This window comes from Bradyrhizobium sp. 192, from assembly GCF_023100965.1.
In the GTDB taxonomy this organism is placed as follows: Bacteria; Pseudomonadota; Alphaproteobacteria; order Rhizobiales; family Xanthobacteraceae; genus Bradyrhizobium; species Bradyrhizobium symbiodeficiens.
In genome coordinates this window covers 6,826,287-6,841,977 of record NZ_CP064690.1, presented here as the reverse complement: position 1 = coordinate 6,841,977, position 15,691 = coordinate 6,826,287, and the positions used below count along the sequence as shown (strand labels likewise).

At 62.8% G+C, this 15,691-nt stretch carries 18 protein-coding genes, 1 other RNA gene and 2 pseudogenes; 12 read left to right on the top strand and 9 right to left on the bottom strand.

Annotation, left to right across the window (positions count from 1 at the left end):
* Positions 1 to 105: 105 nt before the first annotated feature.
* On the bottom strand, positions 106 to 603 hold the full coding sequence (locus IVB24_RS32070; RefSeq protein ID WP_247770396.1) for a GNAT family N-acetyltransferase: 498 nt from the start codon (positions 601 to 603) through the stop codon (positions 106 to 108).
* A gap of 202 nt (positions 604 to 805) precedes the next feature.
* On the opposite strand from IVB24_RS32070, the gene soxC reads away from it, so the two are divergent.
* The 6 genes from soxC to IVB24_RS32040 all read left to right on the top strand — a co-directional run bounded on the left by soxC (position 806) and on the right by IVB24_RS32040 (position 4,838).
* Positions 806 to 2,077: a sulfite dehydrogenase gene (soxC, locus tag IVB24_RS32065; protein WP_247770395.1), complete on the top strand. Its 1,272-nt coding sequence runs from the start codon at positions 806 to 808 to the stop codon at positions 2,075 to 2,077.
* Positions 2,064 to 2,612, top strand: a complete 549-nt coding sequence (locus tag IVB24_RS32060; RefSeq protein ID WP_247770394.1) for a cytochrome c — start codon at positions 2,064 to 2,066, stop codon at positions 2,610 to 2,612. The genes soxC and IVB24_RS32060 overlap by 14 nt, the downstream gene beginning before the upstream one ends.
* Positions 2,613 to 2,619: 7 nt before the next feature.
* Positions 2,620 to 3,090: a DUF302 domain-containing protein gene (locus IVB24_RS32055; protein ID WP_247770393.1), complete on the top strand. Its 471-nt coding sequence runs from the start codon at positions 2,620 to 2,622 to the stop codon at positions 3,088 to 3,090.
* Positions 3,091 to 3,121: 31 nt separating this feature from the next.
* The gene (locus IVB24_RS32050) at positions 3,122 to 3,439 is read left to right on the top strand and encodes a hypothetical protein (RefSeq protein WP_140480823.1); all 318 of its coding nucleotides are present in this window, start codon (positions 3,122 to 3,124) and stop codon (positions 3,437 to 3,439) included.
* Positions 3,440 to 3,651: 212 nt separating this feature from the next.
* The gene (locus IVB24_RS32045) at positions 3,652 to 3,918 is read left to right on the top strand and encodes a hypothetical protein (RefSeq protein ID WP_094977406.1); all 267 of its coding nucleotides are present in this window, start codon (positions 3,652 to 3,654) and stop codon (positions 3,916 to 3,918) included.
* 161 nt (positions 3,919 to 4,079) lie between these two features.
* Positions 4,080 to 4,838: an outer membrane beta-barrel protein gene (locus tag IVB24_RS32040; protein ID WP_140483562.1), complete on the top strand. Its 759-nt coding sequence runs from the start codon at positions 4,080 to 4,082 to the stop codon at positions 4,836 to 4,838.
* Between the two features lie 91 nt (positions 4,839 to 4,929).
* Here IVB24_RS32040 and IVB24_RS32035 read toward each other — a convergent pair.
* Positions 4,930 to 5,552 (bottom strand): annotated as a pseudogene (locus IVB24_RS32035) (helix-turn-helix domain-containing protein).
* A gap of 174 nt (positions 5,553 to 5,726) precedes the next feature.
* On the opposite strand from IVB24_RS32035, the gene IVB24_RS32030 reads away from it, so the two are divergent.
* Both IVB24_RS32030 and IVB24_RS32025 read left to right on the top strand, forming a co-directional pair.
* Positions 5,727 to 6,041 carry a hypothetical protein gene (locus IVB24_RS32030; RefSeq protein ID WP_247770392.1) on the top strand — a complete coding sequence of 105 codons (315 nt, stop codon included), beginning with the start codon at positions 5,727 to 5,729 and terminating at the stop codon, positions 6,039 to 6,041.
* Between the two features lie 30 nt (positions 6,042 to 6,071).
* Positions 6,072 to 6,239, top strand: a pseudogene (locus tag IVB24_RS32025) (DUF3551 domain-containing protein); the annotation flags it as partial.
* Between the two features lie 173 nt (positions 6,240 to 6,412).
* On the opposite strand, the gene IVB24_RS32020 reads toward IVB24_RS32025, so the two are convergent.
* From IVB24_RS32020 to ssrA, 7 genes are all read right to left on the bottom strand, one after another.
* Positions 6,413 to 8,281 carry a ferrous iron transporter B gene (locus tag IVB24_RS32020; RefSeq protein ID WP_247770391.1) on the bottom strand — a complete coding sequence of 623 codons (1,869 nt, stop codon included), beginning with the start codon at positions 8,279 to 8,281 and terminating at the stop codon, positions 6,413 to 6,415.
* A gap of 37 nt (positions 8,282 to 8,318) precedes the next feature.
* Entirely contained in the window at positions 8,319 to 8,594 is a 276-nt protein-coding gene (locus IVB24_RS32015) for a FeoA family protein (RefSeq protein ID WP_094977411.1), read from the bottom strand.
* 114 nt (positions 8,595 to 8,708) lie between these two features.
* Positions 8,709 to 8,960: a ribbon-helix-helix domain-containing protein gene (locus IVB24_RS32010; RefSeq protein WP_063202285.1), complete on the bottom strand. Its 252-nt coding sequence runs from the start codon at positions 8,958 to 8,960 to the stop codon at positions 8,709 to 8,711.
* Positions 8,957 to 9,160: a DUF4169 family protein gene (locus tag IVB24_RS32005; protein ID WP_094977412.1), complete on the bottom strand. Its 204-nt coding sequence runs from the start codon at positions 9,158 to 9,160 to the stop codon at positions 8,957 to 8,959. Before IVB24_RS32005 ends, IVB24_RS32010 begins: the two co-directional genes overlap by 4 nt.
* Positions 9,161 to 9,442: 282 nt before the next feature.
* Positions 9,443 to 10,876: a class II fumarate hydratase gene (fumC, locus tag IVB24_RS32000; protein WP_094977847.1), complete on the bottom strand. Its 1,434-nt coding sequence runs from the start codon at positions 10,874 to 10,876 to the stop codon at positions 9,443 to 9,445.
* Between the two features lie 89 nt (positions 10,877 to 10,965).
* Positions 10,966 to 11,484 carry a ClpXP protease specificity-enhancing factor SspB gene (locus IVB24_RS31995; protein WP_094977413.1) on the bottom strand — a complete coding sequence of 173 codons (519 nt, stop codon included), beginning with the start codon at positions 11,482 to 11,484 and terminating at the stop codon, positions 10,966 to 10,968.
* Between the two features lie 114 nt (positions 11,485 to 11,598).
* Positions 11,599 to 11,974, bottom strand: a transfer-messenger RNA (tmRNA) gene (gene ssrA, locus IVB24_RS31990).
* A gap of 95 nt (positions 11,975 to 12,069) precedes the next feature.
* Here ssrA and IVB24_RS31985 point away from each other — a divergent pair.
* The 4 genes from IVB24_RS31985 to IVB24_RS31970 all read left to right on the top strand — a co-directional run bounded on the left by IVB24_RS31985 (position 12,070) and on the right by IVB24_RS31970 (position 15,573).
* Positions 12,070 to 12,666, top strand: coding sequence for a chromate transporter (locus tag IVB24_RS31985; RefSeq protein WP_247770390.1), 597 nt, complete (start codon positions 12,070 to 12,072; stop codon positions 12,664 to 12,666).
* Positions 12,663 to 13,193 (top strand): chromate transporter, encoded by a 531-nt coding sequence (locus IVB24_RS31980; RefSeq protein WP_094977415.1) that lies wholly within the window; start codon positions 12,663 to 12,665, stop codon positions 13,191 to 13,193. The genes IVB24_RS31985 and IVB24_RS31980 overlap by 4 nt, the downstream gene beginning before the upstream one ends.
* A 96-nt stretch (positions 13,194 to 13,289) precedes the next feature.
* Positions 13,290 to 14,051, top strand: coding sequence for a tripartite tricarboxylate transporter TctB family protein (locus tag IVB24_RS31975; RefSeq protein WP_094977416.1), 762 nt, complete (start codon positions 13,290 to 13,292; stop codon positions 14,049 to 14,051).
* A 7-nt stretch (positions 14,052 to 14,058) separates the two neighbouring features.
* The gene (locus IVB24_RS31970) at positions 14,059 to 15,573 is read left to right on the top strand and encodes a tripartite tricarboxylate transporter permease (RefSeq protein WP_094977417.1); all 1,515 of its coding nucleotides are present in this window, start codon (positions 14,059 to 14,061) and stop codon (positions 15,571 to 15,573) included.
* The last annotated feature ends 118 nt before the right edge of the window (positions 15,574 to 15,691 follow it).

Genomic DNA, 15,691 nt, shown 5'->3' with positions numbered 1-15,691 from the left:
TCCTGTATGCCATATTGCAGCCCTGTTGGCTGCCAAGTCGATATTAACATGAATGAATATCTGCAGTGAGGGCGATCGCTGAAAACTGGGCGCCTTTTGCGATCTTCACCGTCTGATGCGGTAGATCACCAGGTCCTTGCCGTGTCGCGTGGTGCTCTTCTCGAGGGTGTAGTTCGCCTTCTCCAGCACGCGGCGGGATGCGCCGTTAGCGATGTAGACGAGGCCGATGAGGGACGGCACTTCGTGGTGCGACAGCCCAATGTCCGTCAGCGCGATTGCGATCTCGCTCGCGAATCCCTGGCCCCAGAACTCTCGCCTGAAGGCATAGGCAACCTCGATCTCGTCGATGCCGTCCACGAGGATATGCCGGATGCCGGCCCGTCCGGCGAAGGCGCCGTCTTTCGTTCGCAGCACCCACAGCCCAAAACCATGCTGATCCCAATGCGCCATGTTGGTCGCGAGATAGGTCGTCGTGACCTCTGGAGTGCGCACGCCGCCGAGATAGCGGGATACCTCTGAATCGAGATGTAGCGCGACGAGATCGGCGAGGTGGCTGTCGTTCAGCCTCTCGGCCGTCAGTCTCTTCGTGGTGAAGTGATCCATGGACGGGGCGGTCGCTTTTGGTCGGCTGACGATGCCATCGTGCCAGCGCTTTGTCCAAGGATCAACGAGCGCGCAGTCGTGCGCTCGATGCTCCTCATGCTTTCTAACACAACCTAACGAGCAAGTTCCGCAGCGTTCTGTAAATGTCAGAGCATGAAAGCGGCCGTTATTTCAAAAGCACACGATCATCGACGGAGACTGCATGACGTCCAAAACGCCAATCGAAGTGTTGCCGCGGGCTGCAAATCTTTCGCGCCGCGGCTTTGTGGGAGGCCTCTCGGCGGGCATTCTTGGCGCGGTTGCGACCGAGGCTGCGGGAGCCGAAACGCTGGCCGACGTTCCCGATCGCGCGCCCGGCGCTGATCTGAGTGCGCACAGCGAACGATCCCGCTTCGTCAAGATCGACCGCATTCCCGAGGCCACACCGGGCAAGCGCAACGTCGACCCCGGCGATGCCATCAACTCCAAGACGCCGCACCAGAAGCTGGTCGGCAATATCACGCCGACCGATCTGCATTACGAGCGCAGCCATTCCGGCGTGCCCGACATCGATCCCGCGCAGCACCGGCTGCTCGTTCATGGCATGGTGCAGAAGCCGCTGGTCTTCAGCCTCGAAGACCTGAAGCGGATGCCCACGGTCACACGTATCGTGTTCATCGAATGCACCGGCAACGGATGGGAGAACTGGAAAAAGGCGGATCCCGACCTCACTGTGCAGAACACGCATGGACTGGTCAGCACCAACGAATGGACCGGGGTGCCGCTCAAATTCCTGATCGACCTCGTGAGCAAGGACAAGGGCTCGAACTGGATGCTGGCGGAAGGGGGCGACGGCGCGGGCGTCGATCGCAGCATTCCGCTCACCGACGAAATCTTGAATGAGGCCTTCGTCGCCTATGGACAGAACGGCGAGCCGCTGCGACCCGCGCACGGCTTTCCGATGCGGCTGGTGATGCCGGGCTTCGAGGGCAACCTCAATATCAAGTGGCTGCGCCGCCTCAAATTCGGCAACGCGCCCTGGATGACGCGTTGGGAGACGGCGCGCTACACGCAACTGCTCGCGAACGGCGAGGCACGGCAATTCCAGCTGAGGATGGAGACCAATTCGGTCATCACGCAACCGTCCGGCACGATGCAGATACAGCCAGGGTATAACCGCATCTCGGGCCTTGCCTGGAGCGGCCATGGGAAGATCGCCAAGGTCGAGATCTCGACCGACGGCGCCCGGACGTGGAAGCAGGCGCAATTGGCTCAGCCGGTATTGTCCAAGGCGCAGGTGCGTTTCCAGATGGATTGGGACTGGGACGGCAAGCCGACCAGGATTGTCAGCCGCTCGACCGACGAGCAAGGCAACACCCAGCCGGACCGGCAGACCTTCATCGCAGCGATGGGGACCAATGCCCTGTTCCACTACAACGCCCAGCAGACCTGGAGCATCGATGACGCCGGGAGGGTTCGCAATGTCCTCGCATGACAAGCTGTTTCTCGCAGGCATCCTCACATTCGGCCTGCTCGCCGCACCTGCGTTGGCGCGCGACTTCGGCCGTCCGGCAACGCCTGCCGAGATCAAGCTGTGGGACATCGACGTCGGCCCGGACGGCAAGGGCCTGCCCGACGGCAGCGGCACGGCAGTGCAGGGCAAGCAGGTCTTCGCTGACAATTGCGCGGCCTGTCATGGCGACAACGGCCAGGGCGGCATCAAGGATCGTCTCGTCGGAGGGCAGGGCACACTCGCATCCAACATGCCCGTCAAGACCGTCGGCAGCTTCTGGCCCTATGCGACAACCTTGTTCGACTACATCCATCGCGCGATGCCCTATCCGACCCCGGGCTCGCTCACCACCGACGAGACCTATGCCGTAACCGCCTACATCCTGAGCCTCAACGGCATCGTTCCAGCCGACGGCAAGGTGGACAAGGAAAGTCTGCCGAAAATCAGGATGCCCAATCGCGACGGCTTCGTTCCACAACCGGAATTCGATCCCGCCAAGCTGTTCCGCAGGAAGTGAGCGGGCGATGAAGCTTTCGATATTGATCAGGATCCTCGTTCTGATCGCAGCGACATGTTCATGGGAGGCACAGGCAATGGCCGCAGACGGACTCATCACCATCAAGAGCAGTTTCGGGCCCGAAGACACGATGAAACGGTTGGAGGCGGAAGTGAAGGCCAAGGGCCTCACCGTGTTCGCCCATGTCGATCATGCGGCCGGTGCCGCCGCGGTCGGCCTGCCGCTGCGGCCGACCGATCTCATCATCTTCGGCAACGCCAAGGGCGGCACGCCCTTGATGCAGCAGGCGCAAACCGTCGGCATCGACCTGCCGCTAAAGGCGCTGGTCTGGCAGGACGAGCAAGGCGTGACCTGGCTGTCTTACAACGACCCCGCCTATCTCGCCGGGCGTCATGGCGTCGGCGAGCCGGCGAAGGCTGCCGTCACGGCGATGACGGGCGCTCTGCATGCGATCGCGGCCAAGGCCACCGCACCGTAAGCGTGAGCGGCGGCTGCGTGAGGAGGGCTTCATGAACAGCACTGACGAACAACCGGCATCATCCTTGTCGCAAGGTAGCAACCTCGCCAGATGGCTGGTCATCGCGGTGTTGTGCGCGATGCTCGTCGCCGCGTGCGTCCTCGGCTATCTCGGCTGGACCAGCACCGACACCAGCGTTCCTGCGTCGGGCTATGCCGCGCTGGTGCTGGGTGTCGTGTTCTCGCTGGTGGTCGGGGTCGGCCTGATGGCGCTGGTGTTCTACAGCAGCCGCAAGGGCTACGACGAACCCGCGGTGCTGATACAGGAGCCGGAGCACGATCCGGAAAACGGAAGCGACCAGGCGCGCTAGCAGGCCATGCGGTCAGCCAACGGAGATCGACCAGCCCATCATGCTTCTGTTTTGCCAGCCGGGCCGGCCGCTTGTCGGTCCGAACTACGGGTATTTGCGTGTCAGCTGTTCGCAAAATATGCTCAAGCAGCAGCCTTGATTTATGTCAAGCACACGGACGACAGTCGCACCACAACGCCACAGTAAGGGCTGGTGCCATCCTGGTGTGCGTAATGAATTCGACTTGGTACGTCACCTTTGAAGTCCGACAACGCGGCCTGCTCTTGAAACAGCGGAGCCCGCGTGAGACGAAGACGTTCGCGACAGAGGCCGAGGCCAAGCTGTTCGCGCGCGCAAAGCTCGATGAGGGCCTCGCTGTCTTCGCTGGCACGATCAATCCTCGCCTTCCCCGGCGGGTCATTCCAGCATCCTGCATTGCCGATTGGCTTGCCGAGGGACAGGACGGCACCGGATTGCCTGGAACCCCGGATGGCGATTAAGCACGTTACCGTGCGCAGCGATCACCCTTGAGTGTTGCCATTCTGTTACGGGCCGAAAGCCCCCTCGCGCCTAAACTTCAGGATGTTCGCGGAACTTGTGCACGCCAGCCTGCATAAGCGCTCATCTGACGGACGATATACAAGCAAGAGGGGATGAGACGATGAAGAGGTTTTCAATAGCTGCAATCGGCTTCGCGGCGCTGAGCATGACGGCTCCGGCCATGGCGGCCGACATGGCCGTCAAAGCGATGCCGCCGCCGGCGCCGGTCGCGGCGGTCTACAACTGGAGCGGCTTCTACATTGGCGCCAACGGCGGCTGGGGGCAGAGCCATGGCTGCGTCGATTTCGTAACCCCCGCCGGAACAGTCGCAGGCGGTTGCGCCGATCGCTCCGGAGGCCTCGTGGGCGGGCAGATCGGCTATCGCTGGCAGACCAATCAGTTTGTGCTTGGCCTGGAAGCGCAGGGCGATTGGGCTGAAATCAAGAATACGCGCGTCAGCCTGATCGATCCATTGATCTCGACCACAGGCAAGATCGACGGCATCGGGCTGTTCACGGCCCAACTCGGTTGGGCGTGGAACGCCTCGCTGTTCTACGTGAAGGGCGGCGCTGCCGTGACGCGCAATCGCTTCGATGTATTCAACAACGTCACCGGGGTCGGTCTGGCGTCGGCAGGCCACACGCGCTGGGGCGGTGCTCTGGGTGTCGGCTGGGAATACAGCTTCACGCCGAACTGGTCGTTCGGCATCGAGTATGACCATCTCTGGATGGGTCGTGACAATTTCGGCTACGCAGGCGTAGTCACGCCCGGAGGGGTCACCCTCACCGGCAGCGGGGTCAGCCAGGATGTGGACCTGGTCACGCTTCGGTTGAACTACCGTTTCGGCGGATACGGGGCGCCGGTCGCGGCTCGCTACTGACCTCGACTCTTCCCGGTGAACTTAGGCCCCGGCATCGACCGGGGCCTTTTTCATCGGCGAATGAACGCGAGGAGGTCCGGCGCGTTCAACGTCAGGTCTGCCGGTCGAACTCGACGAGTTGCCTTCTGTCCATGATGACGACATGGCGCTGATTGTTGTCGATGAAGCGCAGGACGCCCAGCTCGCGCAAATACGACAGCGATCGCGAGATTGTCTCGAGCGTCAAGCCGAGATAATCCGCAATGTCGCGCCGGGTCATCGGCAGCGCGAGAATGCCTGCGGCGGTGAGCCGCCTGTCCATTTCGACAGGAAGGCGGCAACCCGCTCCATCGACGTCTTGCGCCCGAGCAGAAGCATGTGGTCCTCCGCGTGCTGGAGATTCGTCGCGGTCATGAACAGCAGATTCTTGATCAAAGCGCCGTCGTTCTCCGCAATGGCCTCGAGGCTTTCGCGCTTGATCAATCTTACAGCAGTGTCCACCACCGCTTCTGTCGTGAAGCGGTGAAAGCCGCCGTTCTCCAGTCCGAAGATATCGCGGGGAACATGAAAGGCGCCGATCTGCCGGCGTCCGTCGGACAATAGCTTGTAGCTTCGAACCGTGCCTGACAGGACCTGGTAAACGTATTGGGCGGGCTCTTTCTCGCCGTAGATCTCGCTGCCTCGTCTGTAGGTGAATTCGTTCAAATTGATCGATGGGTTCGATTCAGCGGTCATTCCGAACTCGCTGAAGGAATGCGGGCGGGGCAGGGATGTCGGGGTCAAGTGCGTCAGCATTGGAATTACTCCTCAATCCAGTCGCGATCGAGTTGTCGAAGCCGCGCCTCGAGAGAAGATCAGGCCGCGCCTTTTCACTTCCATCGGCATCGAGCCTATTCGAAAGGGAAGCCGATGGCCATCGTCCTGAGGTTCATTGTCTCAACCGACGGAAAAAGCAGGTTGATTGTCGGGAGGGCAAGGCGAACAAGATTAAAATCAGCACAACCGTCAGAGAGGTTTCAGCGCAGCCTTTCGCGCATGATGTTCATTGCGAGTCTTCATGCGGGTTCGATTGGCTCAACATGGCTGACGCATCGCAACGTTATTGGAAATGGAATGGCGAATGGCGAGATCAGCGGCTGCGGCTTGATCTGGCGCAACACAGAGACGCGGCGCCTTTCCATGCTCCGCCTGCCGGATCTCACCAGCCTATGGAGGCCAATATGAATGCAAAACGGCTTATGGTCGCTGCTGCTTCGTTACTGCTTGCAGGGTCGGATTTGGGGGGATCCCGGCAATTGCCAGTTCGCGACCTAGGAGCAGTGCAGGGCAACTGCCTCAGGTACCGACGCCTATTGCGGCGTCAATCCGACCTCCGCCTTCGCTCATCAGCGTGACCGCCGGGGACAGTATTATCCGCGCTAGGGAGTCTGGCCGAACACCGACAGTTCTTCGAGGATAGCATTGTGCCAATGTTTTGCCCGACGGTGCAACTGGCACGCAGCCGTAAATCGGCTGACTTTCTCCCGCGCAAGCCATTGATTTCACAAACCCCGTCTACTGTGCATGGGGTTGTTTTCGCATTTTTTGGTTAGCTGCTAGCCGGCGCCGAGCGCGACCGCGACGTTATACGTCACGAGACTTGCCGCATACGCCAGCACCAGCATGTAGGTGAACGTCACCGCCATCCAGGTCCAGCTTCCGGTCTCGCGTCGGATCACGGCCAGCGTCGAGGCGCATTGCGGGGCGAAGATGTACCAGGCCAGCATCGAGAGCGCGGTGGCGAGCGACCATTTCGTCGCCAGCACCTGGCCGATCTGCTCGGCCGCTTCCTTGCCGCCTTCGATCGCATAGACGGTGCCGAGTGCTGCGACCGCGACCTCGCGCGCCGCCATGCCCGGGATCAGCGCGACCGCGATCTGCCAGTTGAAGCCGACCGGGGCGAGCAGCGGCTCGAGCGCCTTGCCGATGATCGCGGCGAGGCTGAAGTCGATCGCCGGCTCGGTGGCGCCCGCCGGCGGCTGCGGGAACGAGGCGAGGAACCAGATCAGCACCATCATCGAGAAGATCGTGGTGCCGGCGCGCACCAGGAACATCTTGGCGCGGGTATAGATGCCGATCGCGATCGATTTCAGCCGCGGCATCTTGTAGTCCGGCAGCTCCAGCATGAACGGCGCCGGCGCATAGTCGCGCAGCATGAAGAACTTGATCAGAAACGAGACGGCGAGCGCGCTGGCGATGCCGGTGGCGTAGAGGCCGAACATCACGAGGCCCTGGAGATTGATGAAGCCCCAGACTTCCTTTGCGGGAATGAAGGCGGAGATGATCAGCGTGTAGACCGGAATGCGCGCCGAGCAGGTCATCAGCGGCGCGATCAGGATCGTCGTCAGCCGGTCGCGCTTGTTGTCGATCACGCGCGTCGCCATGATGCCGGGAATGGCGCAGGCAAAGCTCGACAGCAGCGGAATGAAGGCGCGGCCGTGCAGGCCGGCGCCGCCCATGATGCGGTCCATCAGGAACGCGGCGCGCGCCATGTAGCCGAAATCTTCCAACAGCAGGATGAACAGGAAGATGATGATGATCTGCGGCAGGAACACGATGACGCTGCCGACGCCCGAGATCACGCCGTTCTGGAGGAAGCTCTGCAGCAGGCCGGCGGGCAGGGTGGCGTGAACGAGCTCGCCGAGCGCATCGAAGCCCGAATTGAGCAGATCCATCAGCGGCTGCGCCCAGGCGAACACCGCCTGGAACATCACGAACAGGATCAGCATGAGCACGATGAGGCCCCCGACCGGATGCAGCACGATCCCGTCGATCCGCGCGGTCCAGGTGTCCGGACGGCTCGGCAGGCTGACGCAGTCGGCGATGATGCGATCGGCCTCGCGCTGGGTCGCGCGCAGCTCGGCGACACTGAGCGCGCGCCAGCTGTTCGCCTCCGCCTCGCCGAGCTTAGCCGAGATATCGTCGGTCAGCTTCAGGAGGTCGGCGGTGCCGCCCTTGCGCACCGCGATCGAGGTGACCACGGGCAGTCCGAGCTCCTTGGCGAGCCGCTCGACGTCGACACTGATGCCGCGGCGGGCGGCGATGTCGAACATGTTGAGCACGAGCACCATCGGCCGCCCGGTGCGCTTGAGCTCCAGCAGCAGGCGGATGGTCAGGCGCAAATTGGTCGAATCGGCCACGCACAGCACGAGATCGGGCACGTTCTCGCCTGAGGCCTTGCCGAGCACGAAGTCGCGGGTGATCTCCTCGTCCGGGCTGCGGCCGCGCAGCGAATAAGTGCCGGGCAGGTCGACCAGCGAGACCTGGCGTCCCAAGGGAGTGACGAAGAAGCCTTCCTTGCGCTCGACGGTGACGCCGGGATAGTTCGCGACCTTCTGCCGGCTGCCGGTCAGGGCATTGAACAGCGAGGTCTTGCCGCTGTTCGGCGTGCCCACCAGGGCGAGATGCAGCAGGGGTAATTCCATGGAATCACTGGTCCGGGATCAGAGGTCCGGTCGCTGTCTAGGCGACGATGATGGCCATGGCTTCGCGGCGGCGGACCGCAATCGTGATGCTGTCGACCCGCACGGCGATCGGGTCGCGCCCGACCAGTCCCTCGTGCAGGATCTCGACCCGGGCGCCCTCGACGAAGCCGAGCTCGATCAGACGGCTTTCGAGCTCGATGTCGGAGAGCGCCGAGCCCGCATCGCGAGCTGAAAGATGCTGGATGACGCCGGTATAGCCGCGATGGGCCAGACCCAGCGGCATATGCGGGCGCGTGTCATTGGTGTCGGTCATGCCCTGTATTTTCAACGCAAGGCATTGAGGTCAAGCGCGCGTGCTCAATGAAACCGCACCTTAGAGCGATTATAAAGTGCGGGTGGCGGAGCGCCGTCGAAGGCGCTCCGGCGGCTACTGGGCCGGGACCTTGTCCGGCTGGGGGGCCATGGCCCGGCTCTTGAAGTAGTCCAGGACGAACAGACGGATCGCCGACGACAGATTTCCCTGTTGGCGGTTGTTGTCGATCTCGCCGACCAGCTCGGACAACGTCATGTTGCGCAGGCCGGAGATCTCTTTCATGCCGTTCCAGAACGCTTCTTCCAAGCTGACGCTGGTTTTGTGCCCGGCGACGACGATCGACCGTTTCACGACGGGCGACTTCATGGCTGCTCCTCGCGATCGATCTGATGCTGGTCCAACTGATGCTGGTCCAGGTGCGCCTTCGCCTTGTCCGCGCGCGCCTCCTCCGACGACCGTTCCGCCTTCGTGCGGCCGAACTTCGTCCGGTTGACGTCCGCCTGCTTCGCCGAGGCTTCCCGCTCGGCGCGCTTCCTGAAGCGATTCAGGTTGATGACGTTCCCCATGCCGCGTCTCCATCATCCGATCCTTTCCAGGCAGGATGAAACATTCAGAAACAGGGTGCCGCGTTGCGCCCCACAGGACTTGATCGCCATTCGCTTGTCCTCGTCAATCGGCCGCTCGGGCCATCAAACGATGAATTTCACCCTCGTCGAGGGGCGGAAAGGCCTGCGTAGCACGCCGTTCCGCCGGAACATTGACGGTAATCAAATCCCGCCTCCAAAGCCGCACATTTCTGGGGCGCCCAGGATCCGTATCATTACGGAGGGCTATCGGAATTCGGAGTTTTACCCCGGGCTGGTCATCTTCTCGGGACGCACCAGGCGGTCGAACTCGTCGGCCGAGACGAAGCCGAGCCGCAGCGCCTCCTCCTTCAACGTGGTGCCGTTGGCATGGGCGGTCTTGGCCACCTTGGCGGCGTTGTCGTAACCGATCTTCGGGGCGAGCGCCGTCACCAGCATCAGCGAGCGCTGCATCAGCTCGTTTATTCGCTTCTCGTCGGCGCGGATGCCGCTGACGCAATGCTCGGTGAAGGACCGCGCGGCATCCGCCATCAGGCGGATCGAGTGCAGCATGTTGTAGGCGAGCACGGGCTTGTAGACGTTGAGCTCGAAATGGCCCTGGCTGCCGGCCACCGTGATCGCAGTGTGATTGCCGAACACCTGGCAGCACACCATGGTCATCGCCTCGCACTGGGTCGGATTGACCTTGCCCGGCATGATCGAGGAGCCCGGCTCGTTCTCCGGCAGGATCAGCTCGCCCAGCCCTGAGCGCGGGCCTGATCCCAAGAGGCGAATGTCGTTGGCGATCTTGAACAGGCCGGTCGCGACCGAATTGATGGCACCGTGCACCAGCACATAGGCATCGTTCGAGGCCAGCGCCTCGAATTTGTTGGCGGCGCTGGTGAAGGGAAGCTTCGTGATTGCGGCAACGTGCTTTGCGAACAGCTTGGCAAAGCGCGGCTTGGAGTTGAGGCCGGTGCCGACGGCGGTGCCGCCCTGCGCCAGCGGGTGAAGATCCTTCACGGCAACCTTGAGCCGGGCGATGCCGCTCTCGACCTGCGCCGCATAGCCGGAGAATTCCTGGCCGAGCGTCAGCGGCGTCGCATCCTGGGTATGGGTGCGGCCGATCTTCACGATCCTGGAAAACGCCTTCTCCTTCTTTCGCAGTGCGCGGAGGAGCTCGGTGAGGGCCGGTACGAGATCGGCAGTGATGCGGCTGGCGGCCGCGATGTGCATCGCGGTCGGAAACGAATCGTTTGACGACTGGCTCATGTTGACGTGATCGTTGGGATGCACCGGCTTCTTGGCGCCGAGCTCGCCGCCGAGCAGTTCGTTGGCGCGGTTGGCGATCACCTCGTTGAGGTTCATGTTGCTCTGCGTGCCGGAGCCGGTCTGCCACACCACGAGCGGAAAATGGTCGTCGAGTTTGCCGTCGATCACCTCGCGCGCGGCGCGGATGATGGCATTGGCGCGTCGCTGGTCGAGCAGGCCGAGCTCGAGGTTGGACTGCGCGGCCGCGAGCTTGACGATGCCGAGCGCGTGCACGAGCGAGATCGGCATGCGATCGGTGCCGATGCGGAAATTCTGGCGCGAGCGTTCGGTCTGCGCGCCCCAATAGCGGTCGGCAGGGACCTCGATGGGACCGAAACTGTCGGTCTCGATGCGGGTGGCGGGGCGGGCGGTCTTCGCGCGGGCGGCTTTGGCCATGAGCACATCCATTCTGCCGCGCGAAACGCCGCGCGGCTCTTTCATGTGCTTCTCTATATAGGGAGTTCGGCCGCGTGCGACGGGCTCAAGCCCAACCTAGATCATTTCTTGCGGAAACGATCGAGCCGCACAACTTCCGCGCCGCCCTGGTTCGGCGGGGTCGGCTCTTCCGGGGTCTCGGCCTTTTCCGTGGCGGCGGCGGGCACAGCTACGGCCGAAGGGGCAGGGGCGGCCGGCAAGTTCTCCGGCGCGACCTCGGCGACATCGGAGGTGTCGAACTGGAGGCCGAACTTCACGGACGGATCGAGGAAGCTCTTGATGGCGCTGAACGGCACGATCAGCCGCTCCGGAATGCCGCCGAAGGACAGCCCGACCTCGAAGCGGTCCTCAAGCACGGTCAGATCCCAGAATTGATGCTGCAGGATGATCGTCATCTCTTCCGGATATTGCGCCAGCAGCCGAGACGACAGCTTCACGCCCTCGGCCTTCGACACGAAGGTGATGAAGAAATGATGCTCGCCCGGCAGGCCTTGGGCAGCGGCATCGGTCAGCACCTTCCGCAGCACGCCGCGCAGCGCGTCGCGGGCAAGCACATCGTAACGGATATGATCGGTCGCCATGGTGGTCCTGTTGCATCCCGAAGCCGGACCGTGCCGATCCGACTCGCCAAGCCGCGATAGTACCGCGCCTGACGGGTCAGCAGGAGTCCCCGCCGAGGAAGAAATCAAGAGTAAAGTGGAGGCTTCTGTTGCCAGGTGCCTCCGAACCCCGCCTAACGGAGCTTAACCCGTTAGGACTTCAGAATGGTCTTTCAAACTGCGTTACGCAGCCTGAGCAACCGGAGCAAAGTTGTCGTTGGCAACTATTGCATAGCCCGATAACGGCGGAACAATACCGGGAAAAAGTTCGCCCTTTACGCCCTCGTCGATCCTATTTCGCCCCCGCCAAAACCCGCCTTTCGGCAGGCTGAAGCCCGAAAACCGGTGGGCTTTGGTGGAGGCGCCGGGTACCGCCCCCGGGTCCGAATGGTTTATTGCGACGACCGTTTATTTCCATAGCCGGCGAACCGGCACTCCCAATATAGGGGGCAAACGTTTCGAAAAACAGGGGTTTCGAGTCACACGGTGCGGTTCCCTTTGGATAGGTTCCGAACCGACGCGAGCCTGACCTTGGCCGCGGTGCAAGCCTCGTTCTAAGCTCCTGACATGTCCTCGGATTCAGCACCGGCCGTGCAAGAGCCGGATTTCGCCCCCGCTCCACCCGGCCTGCTCGCGCTGTTTCTGGCCTTTGCCAGAATGTCGCTGGCCGGTTTCGGCGGGGTTCTGGTGTTTGCCCGGCGGGCCATCGTCGAGCAGCATCGCTGGATGACGGCGGACGAGTTCAACGAGACCTTTGCGCTCTGCCATTTCCTGCCCGGGCCCAACATCGTCAATCTGTCGATGGTGTTCGGGTCGCGCCTGCGCGGCATCGCCGGCGGGGTTGCCGCCTTTGCCGGGCTGTTGCTGCCGCCGACCCTGATCATGACGGTGCTCGCGATGGCCTACGCCCGTTTCGGCGACCTCGACGTGCTGCGCCGCAGCCTCGCCGGCATCTCTTGCGCCGCGGTCGGGCTCTTGATTGCGGTGGTGTTCCGCATGACGACGCCGCTGCTGAAGCGGACGGATCCCCTCGCGCTGATCTTGATGGCCGGCGTGTTCCTCGCCATCGGCATGCTCCGCCTGCCGCTTCCGGCGGTGCTGCTGGTTGCGATTCCCCTCAGCATCGGCGCCACTTTTTTCCTGCGGCGGAAAGTAGCAGCATGAAGCCTGAGAATCCGATCTGGGCGCTGATCTCCACCTTTGGACTGATGTCGCTGTTCGCGGTCGGCGGCGCCGCGGCGGCGGTGCCCGAGATGCACCGCATAGCGGTCGAGGTGCATCACTGGATGACCGACAAACAGTTCACCGACGCCTATGCGATCGCGCAGCTCTCGCCAGGTCCAAACGTGCTTATCGTGACGTTAATCGGCTATGCCGTCGCCGGCATCCCCGGCGCATTGGCGGCGACGCTGGCGATGTGCCTGCCGACGGCGCTGCTTGCCTATTACGTCAGCCGGCTCCTGAACCGGCCGAGCCAATCGCGCTGGCCCGGCCTGATTCAGGCTGCACTGGTTCCGCTCTCGATCGGATTGATGGCGGCGAGTGCCCTGATCCTGGCCCAGTCGACCGATCGCACGATTGCTGCAGTGCTTCTGACCGCAGTGGTTGCGGTGGTCGCCTCCGTCTCGCGCATCAATCCACTGTGGCTCCTGCTCGCCGGCGGAGTGTTGGGTTTTGCTGGCATTGTGTGATGAAAATGGCTAGGCAGTGGAGCGGGCGAGGGGAACAACTTCCAAGCCGATTAGAACAACAGTGCTCGTGACTTAAGGGTCGCGGAGGAGACATGCATGGCCGATACGATGGGCCACTCGGCGACAGCCACCCGAAACACATCGATGGCGCTCGGCTTCTGTCTGCTGGCGATTGCGCCGCAGATTTTCGAATTCATCTGGTCGATAGGAACGATTTTCGGTTGGGGCGCGGGCCGCGGCCCGGCCACGGTCGTGATCAGCCACGCCACCGCGCTTCTTGCCGGTGCGCCCGGTGCGTTGATCGGAGCGGCCAGCGGCGACGGCAAGAAGGCGTCATCCGAGGTGCTTCTGGCGCTGATCTACACCTATCCGATCTTGGCGGTGGCGATCGTCACGCTGTTCATGACCATCAGGTCGGCTCAGGACTATGTCGGCGGGGTCATCCTGATGGCGCTGGGGCTGTTCGCGCTGTGGGCTTCGAGCGATCTGCAGGGCATGCGCGGCTTCTCCTTTGGTGCCGGCACGGCACCGCGGATGTTCGGCGGGTTGCTGGTAGTCTTGTCCGCCGCTATTGCCCTGACCGGTCTTCTGACCGATGGGCCGGGGATGTCCCATTATTCATGGCGCGGGCCGCTGTTCGTGATGGCCGCGATCCTGTTCTTCGCGCTGGCGATCCGACCGCTCGGCGTCGTGGTCTCAGCCTTCGTCAGCTTCATGATTGCGGCGGCAGGATCGCATGAGACGCGCTGGGTGGAGGCGGCCATCGTCGGCGCCTGCCTGACGGTCGGTTGTGCTGTGCTTTTCCCATATGTGCTCGGGTTGCCGATGCCGATGTTCCCGCGTTTCCTGATCCAGTGAGGGCGTAATGGATCTCTTTGCCAACCTCGCTCACGGCTTCGCCGTCGCGTTTTCCCCGATCAACCTCCTGATGTGCCTGATCGGCGCCCTCGTCGGTACGCTGGTCGGCGTGCTCCCGGGCATCGGCACCATCGCCACGGTCGCAATGCTGCTTCCGATCACGTTCGGATTGCCGCCGGTCGGCGCGCTGATCATGCTGGCCGGTATCTATTACGGCGCCCAGTATGGCGGCTCGACCACATCTATCCTGGTCAATATTCCAGGTGAGGCGACATCGGTCGTCACCGCTATCGACGGTCACCAGATGGCCAAGCAGGGTCGTGCCGGCCCGGCGCTGGCGATTGCGGCGATCGGCTCGTTCTTCGCCGGCTGCGTTGCGACCGTGCTCATTGCCGTGCTCGGCGCGCCGCTGACCAAGCTTGCGCTGGCGTTCGGTCCCGCAGAATATTTCTCGCTGATGGTGCTCGGCCTGATCTTCGCAGTCGTGCTGGCCAAGGGCTCGGTGCTGAAGGCGATCGCGATGATCGTGTTCGGCCTGCTGCTTTCGATGGTCGGCTCGGATATCGAAACCGGCGCCTCGCGTATGGCCTTCAACATTCCGGAACTTGCCGACGGTCTCGGCTTCGCGACGGTGGCGATGGGTGTGTTCGGCTTCGCCGAGATCATTCGCAATCTCGACGCCGGCGCCGAGATGAATCGCGACCTCGTGCAGCAGAAGATCACCGGTCTGATGCCCACCAGGAAGGATCTGAAAGATTCGGCGCCTGCGATTCTGCGCGGCACCGCGCTCGGCTCGATCCTCGGCATCCTGCCGGGCGGCGGCGCGGTGATCGCCTCCTTCGCGGCCTACACGCTCGAAAAGAAGCTCGCCAAGGATCCCAAGCGGTTCGGCCGCGGCGCGATCGAGGGCGTTGCGGGGCCGGAAAGCGCCAACAACGCCGCGGCGCAGACCTCCTTCATTCCGCTGCTGACGCTCGGCATTCCGCCGAACGCGGTGATGGCGCTGATGGTGGGCGCGATGACCATCCACGGCATCGTGCCGGGCCCGCAGGTGATGCAGAAGCAGCCCGATCTCGTCTGGGGCATGATCGCCTCGATGTGGATCGGCAATCTGATGCTGATCATCATCAACCTGCCGCTGGTAGGTATCTGGGTTCGCCTGCTCCGCGTGCCGTACCGGTTGATGTTTCCTTCGATCGTCATCTTCTGCGCGATCGGCATCTACTCGGTCAACAACGCGCCGGTCGACGTCATCCTTGCCGGCGTGTTCGGTCTCGTCGGCTACTGGCTGATCAAGCATGATTTCGAGCCGGCGCCGCTGCTGCTCGGCATGGTGCTCGGACCGCTGATGGAAGAGAACCTGCGCCGCGCGCTGCTGATCTCGCGCGGCGACTGGAGCGTGTTCCTGACGCGTCCGCTGTCGGCGGTGCTGCTCGCGATCGCAGCGGGCCTGCTGCTGCTGACGGTGTTGCCGGCGCTGCGGTCGAAGCGTGACGAGGTGTTCACCGAATCCGAGAACTGAGGGCGCCTGCGTCGGCGCGCCGCATGCGGAAGTCGGATCGACTTGTGTTACGGCTTCGTGAAATGAAAATGCCGGCCTTTGGGCCGGCATTTTGCTTGGTATCCAATTGTTTGTGTCC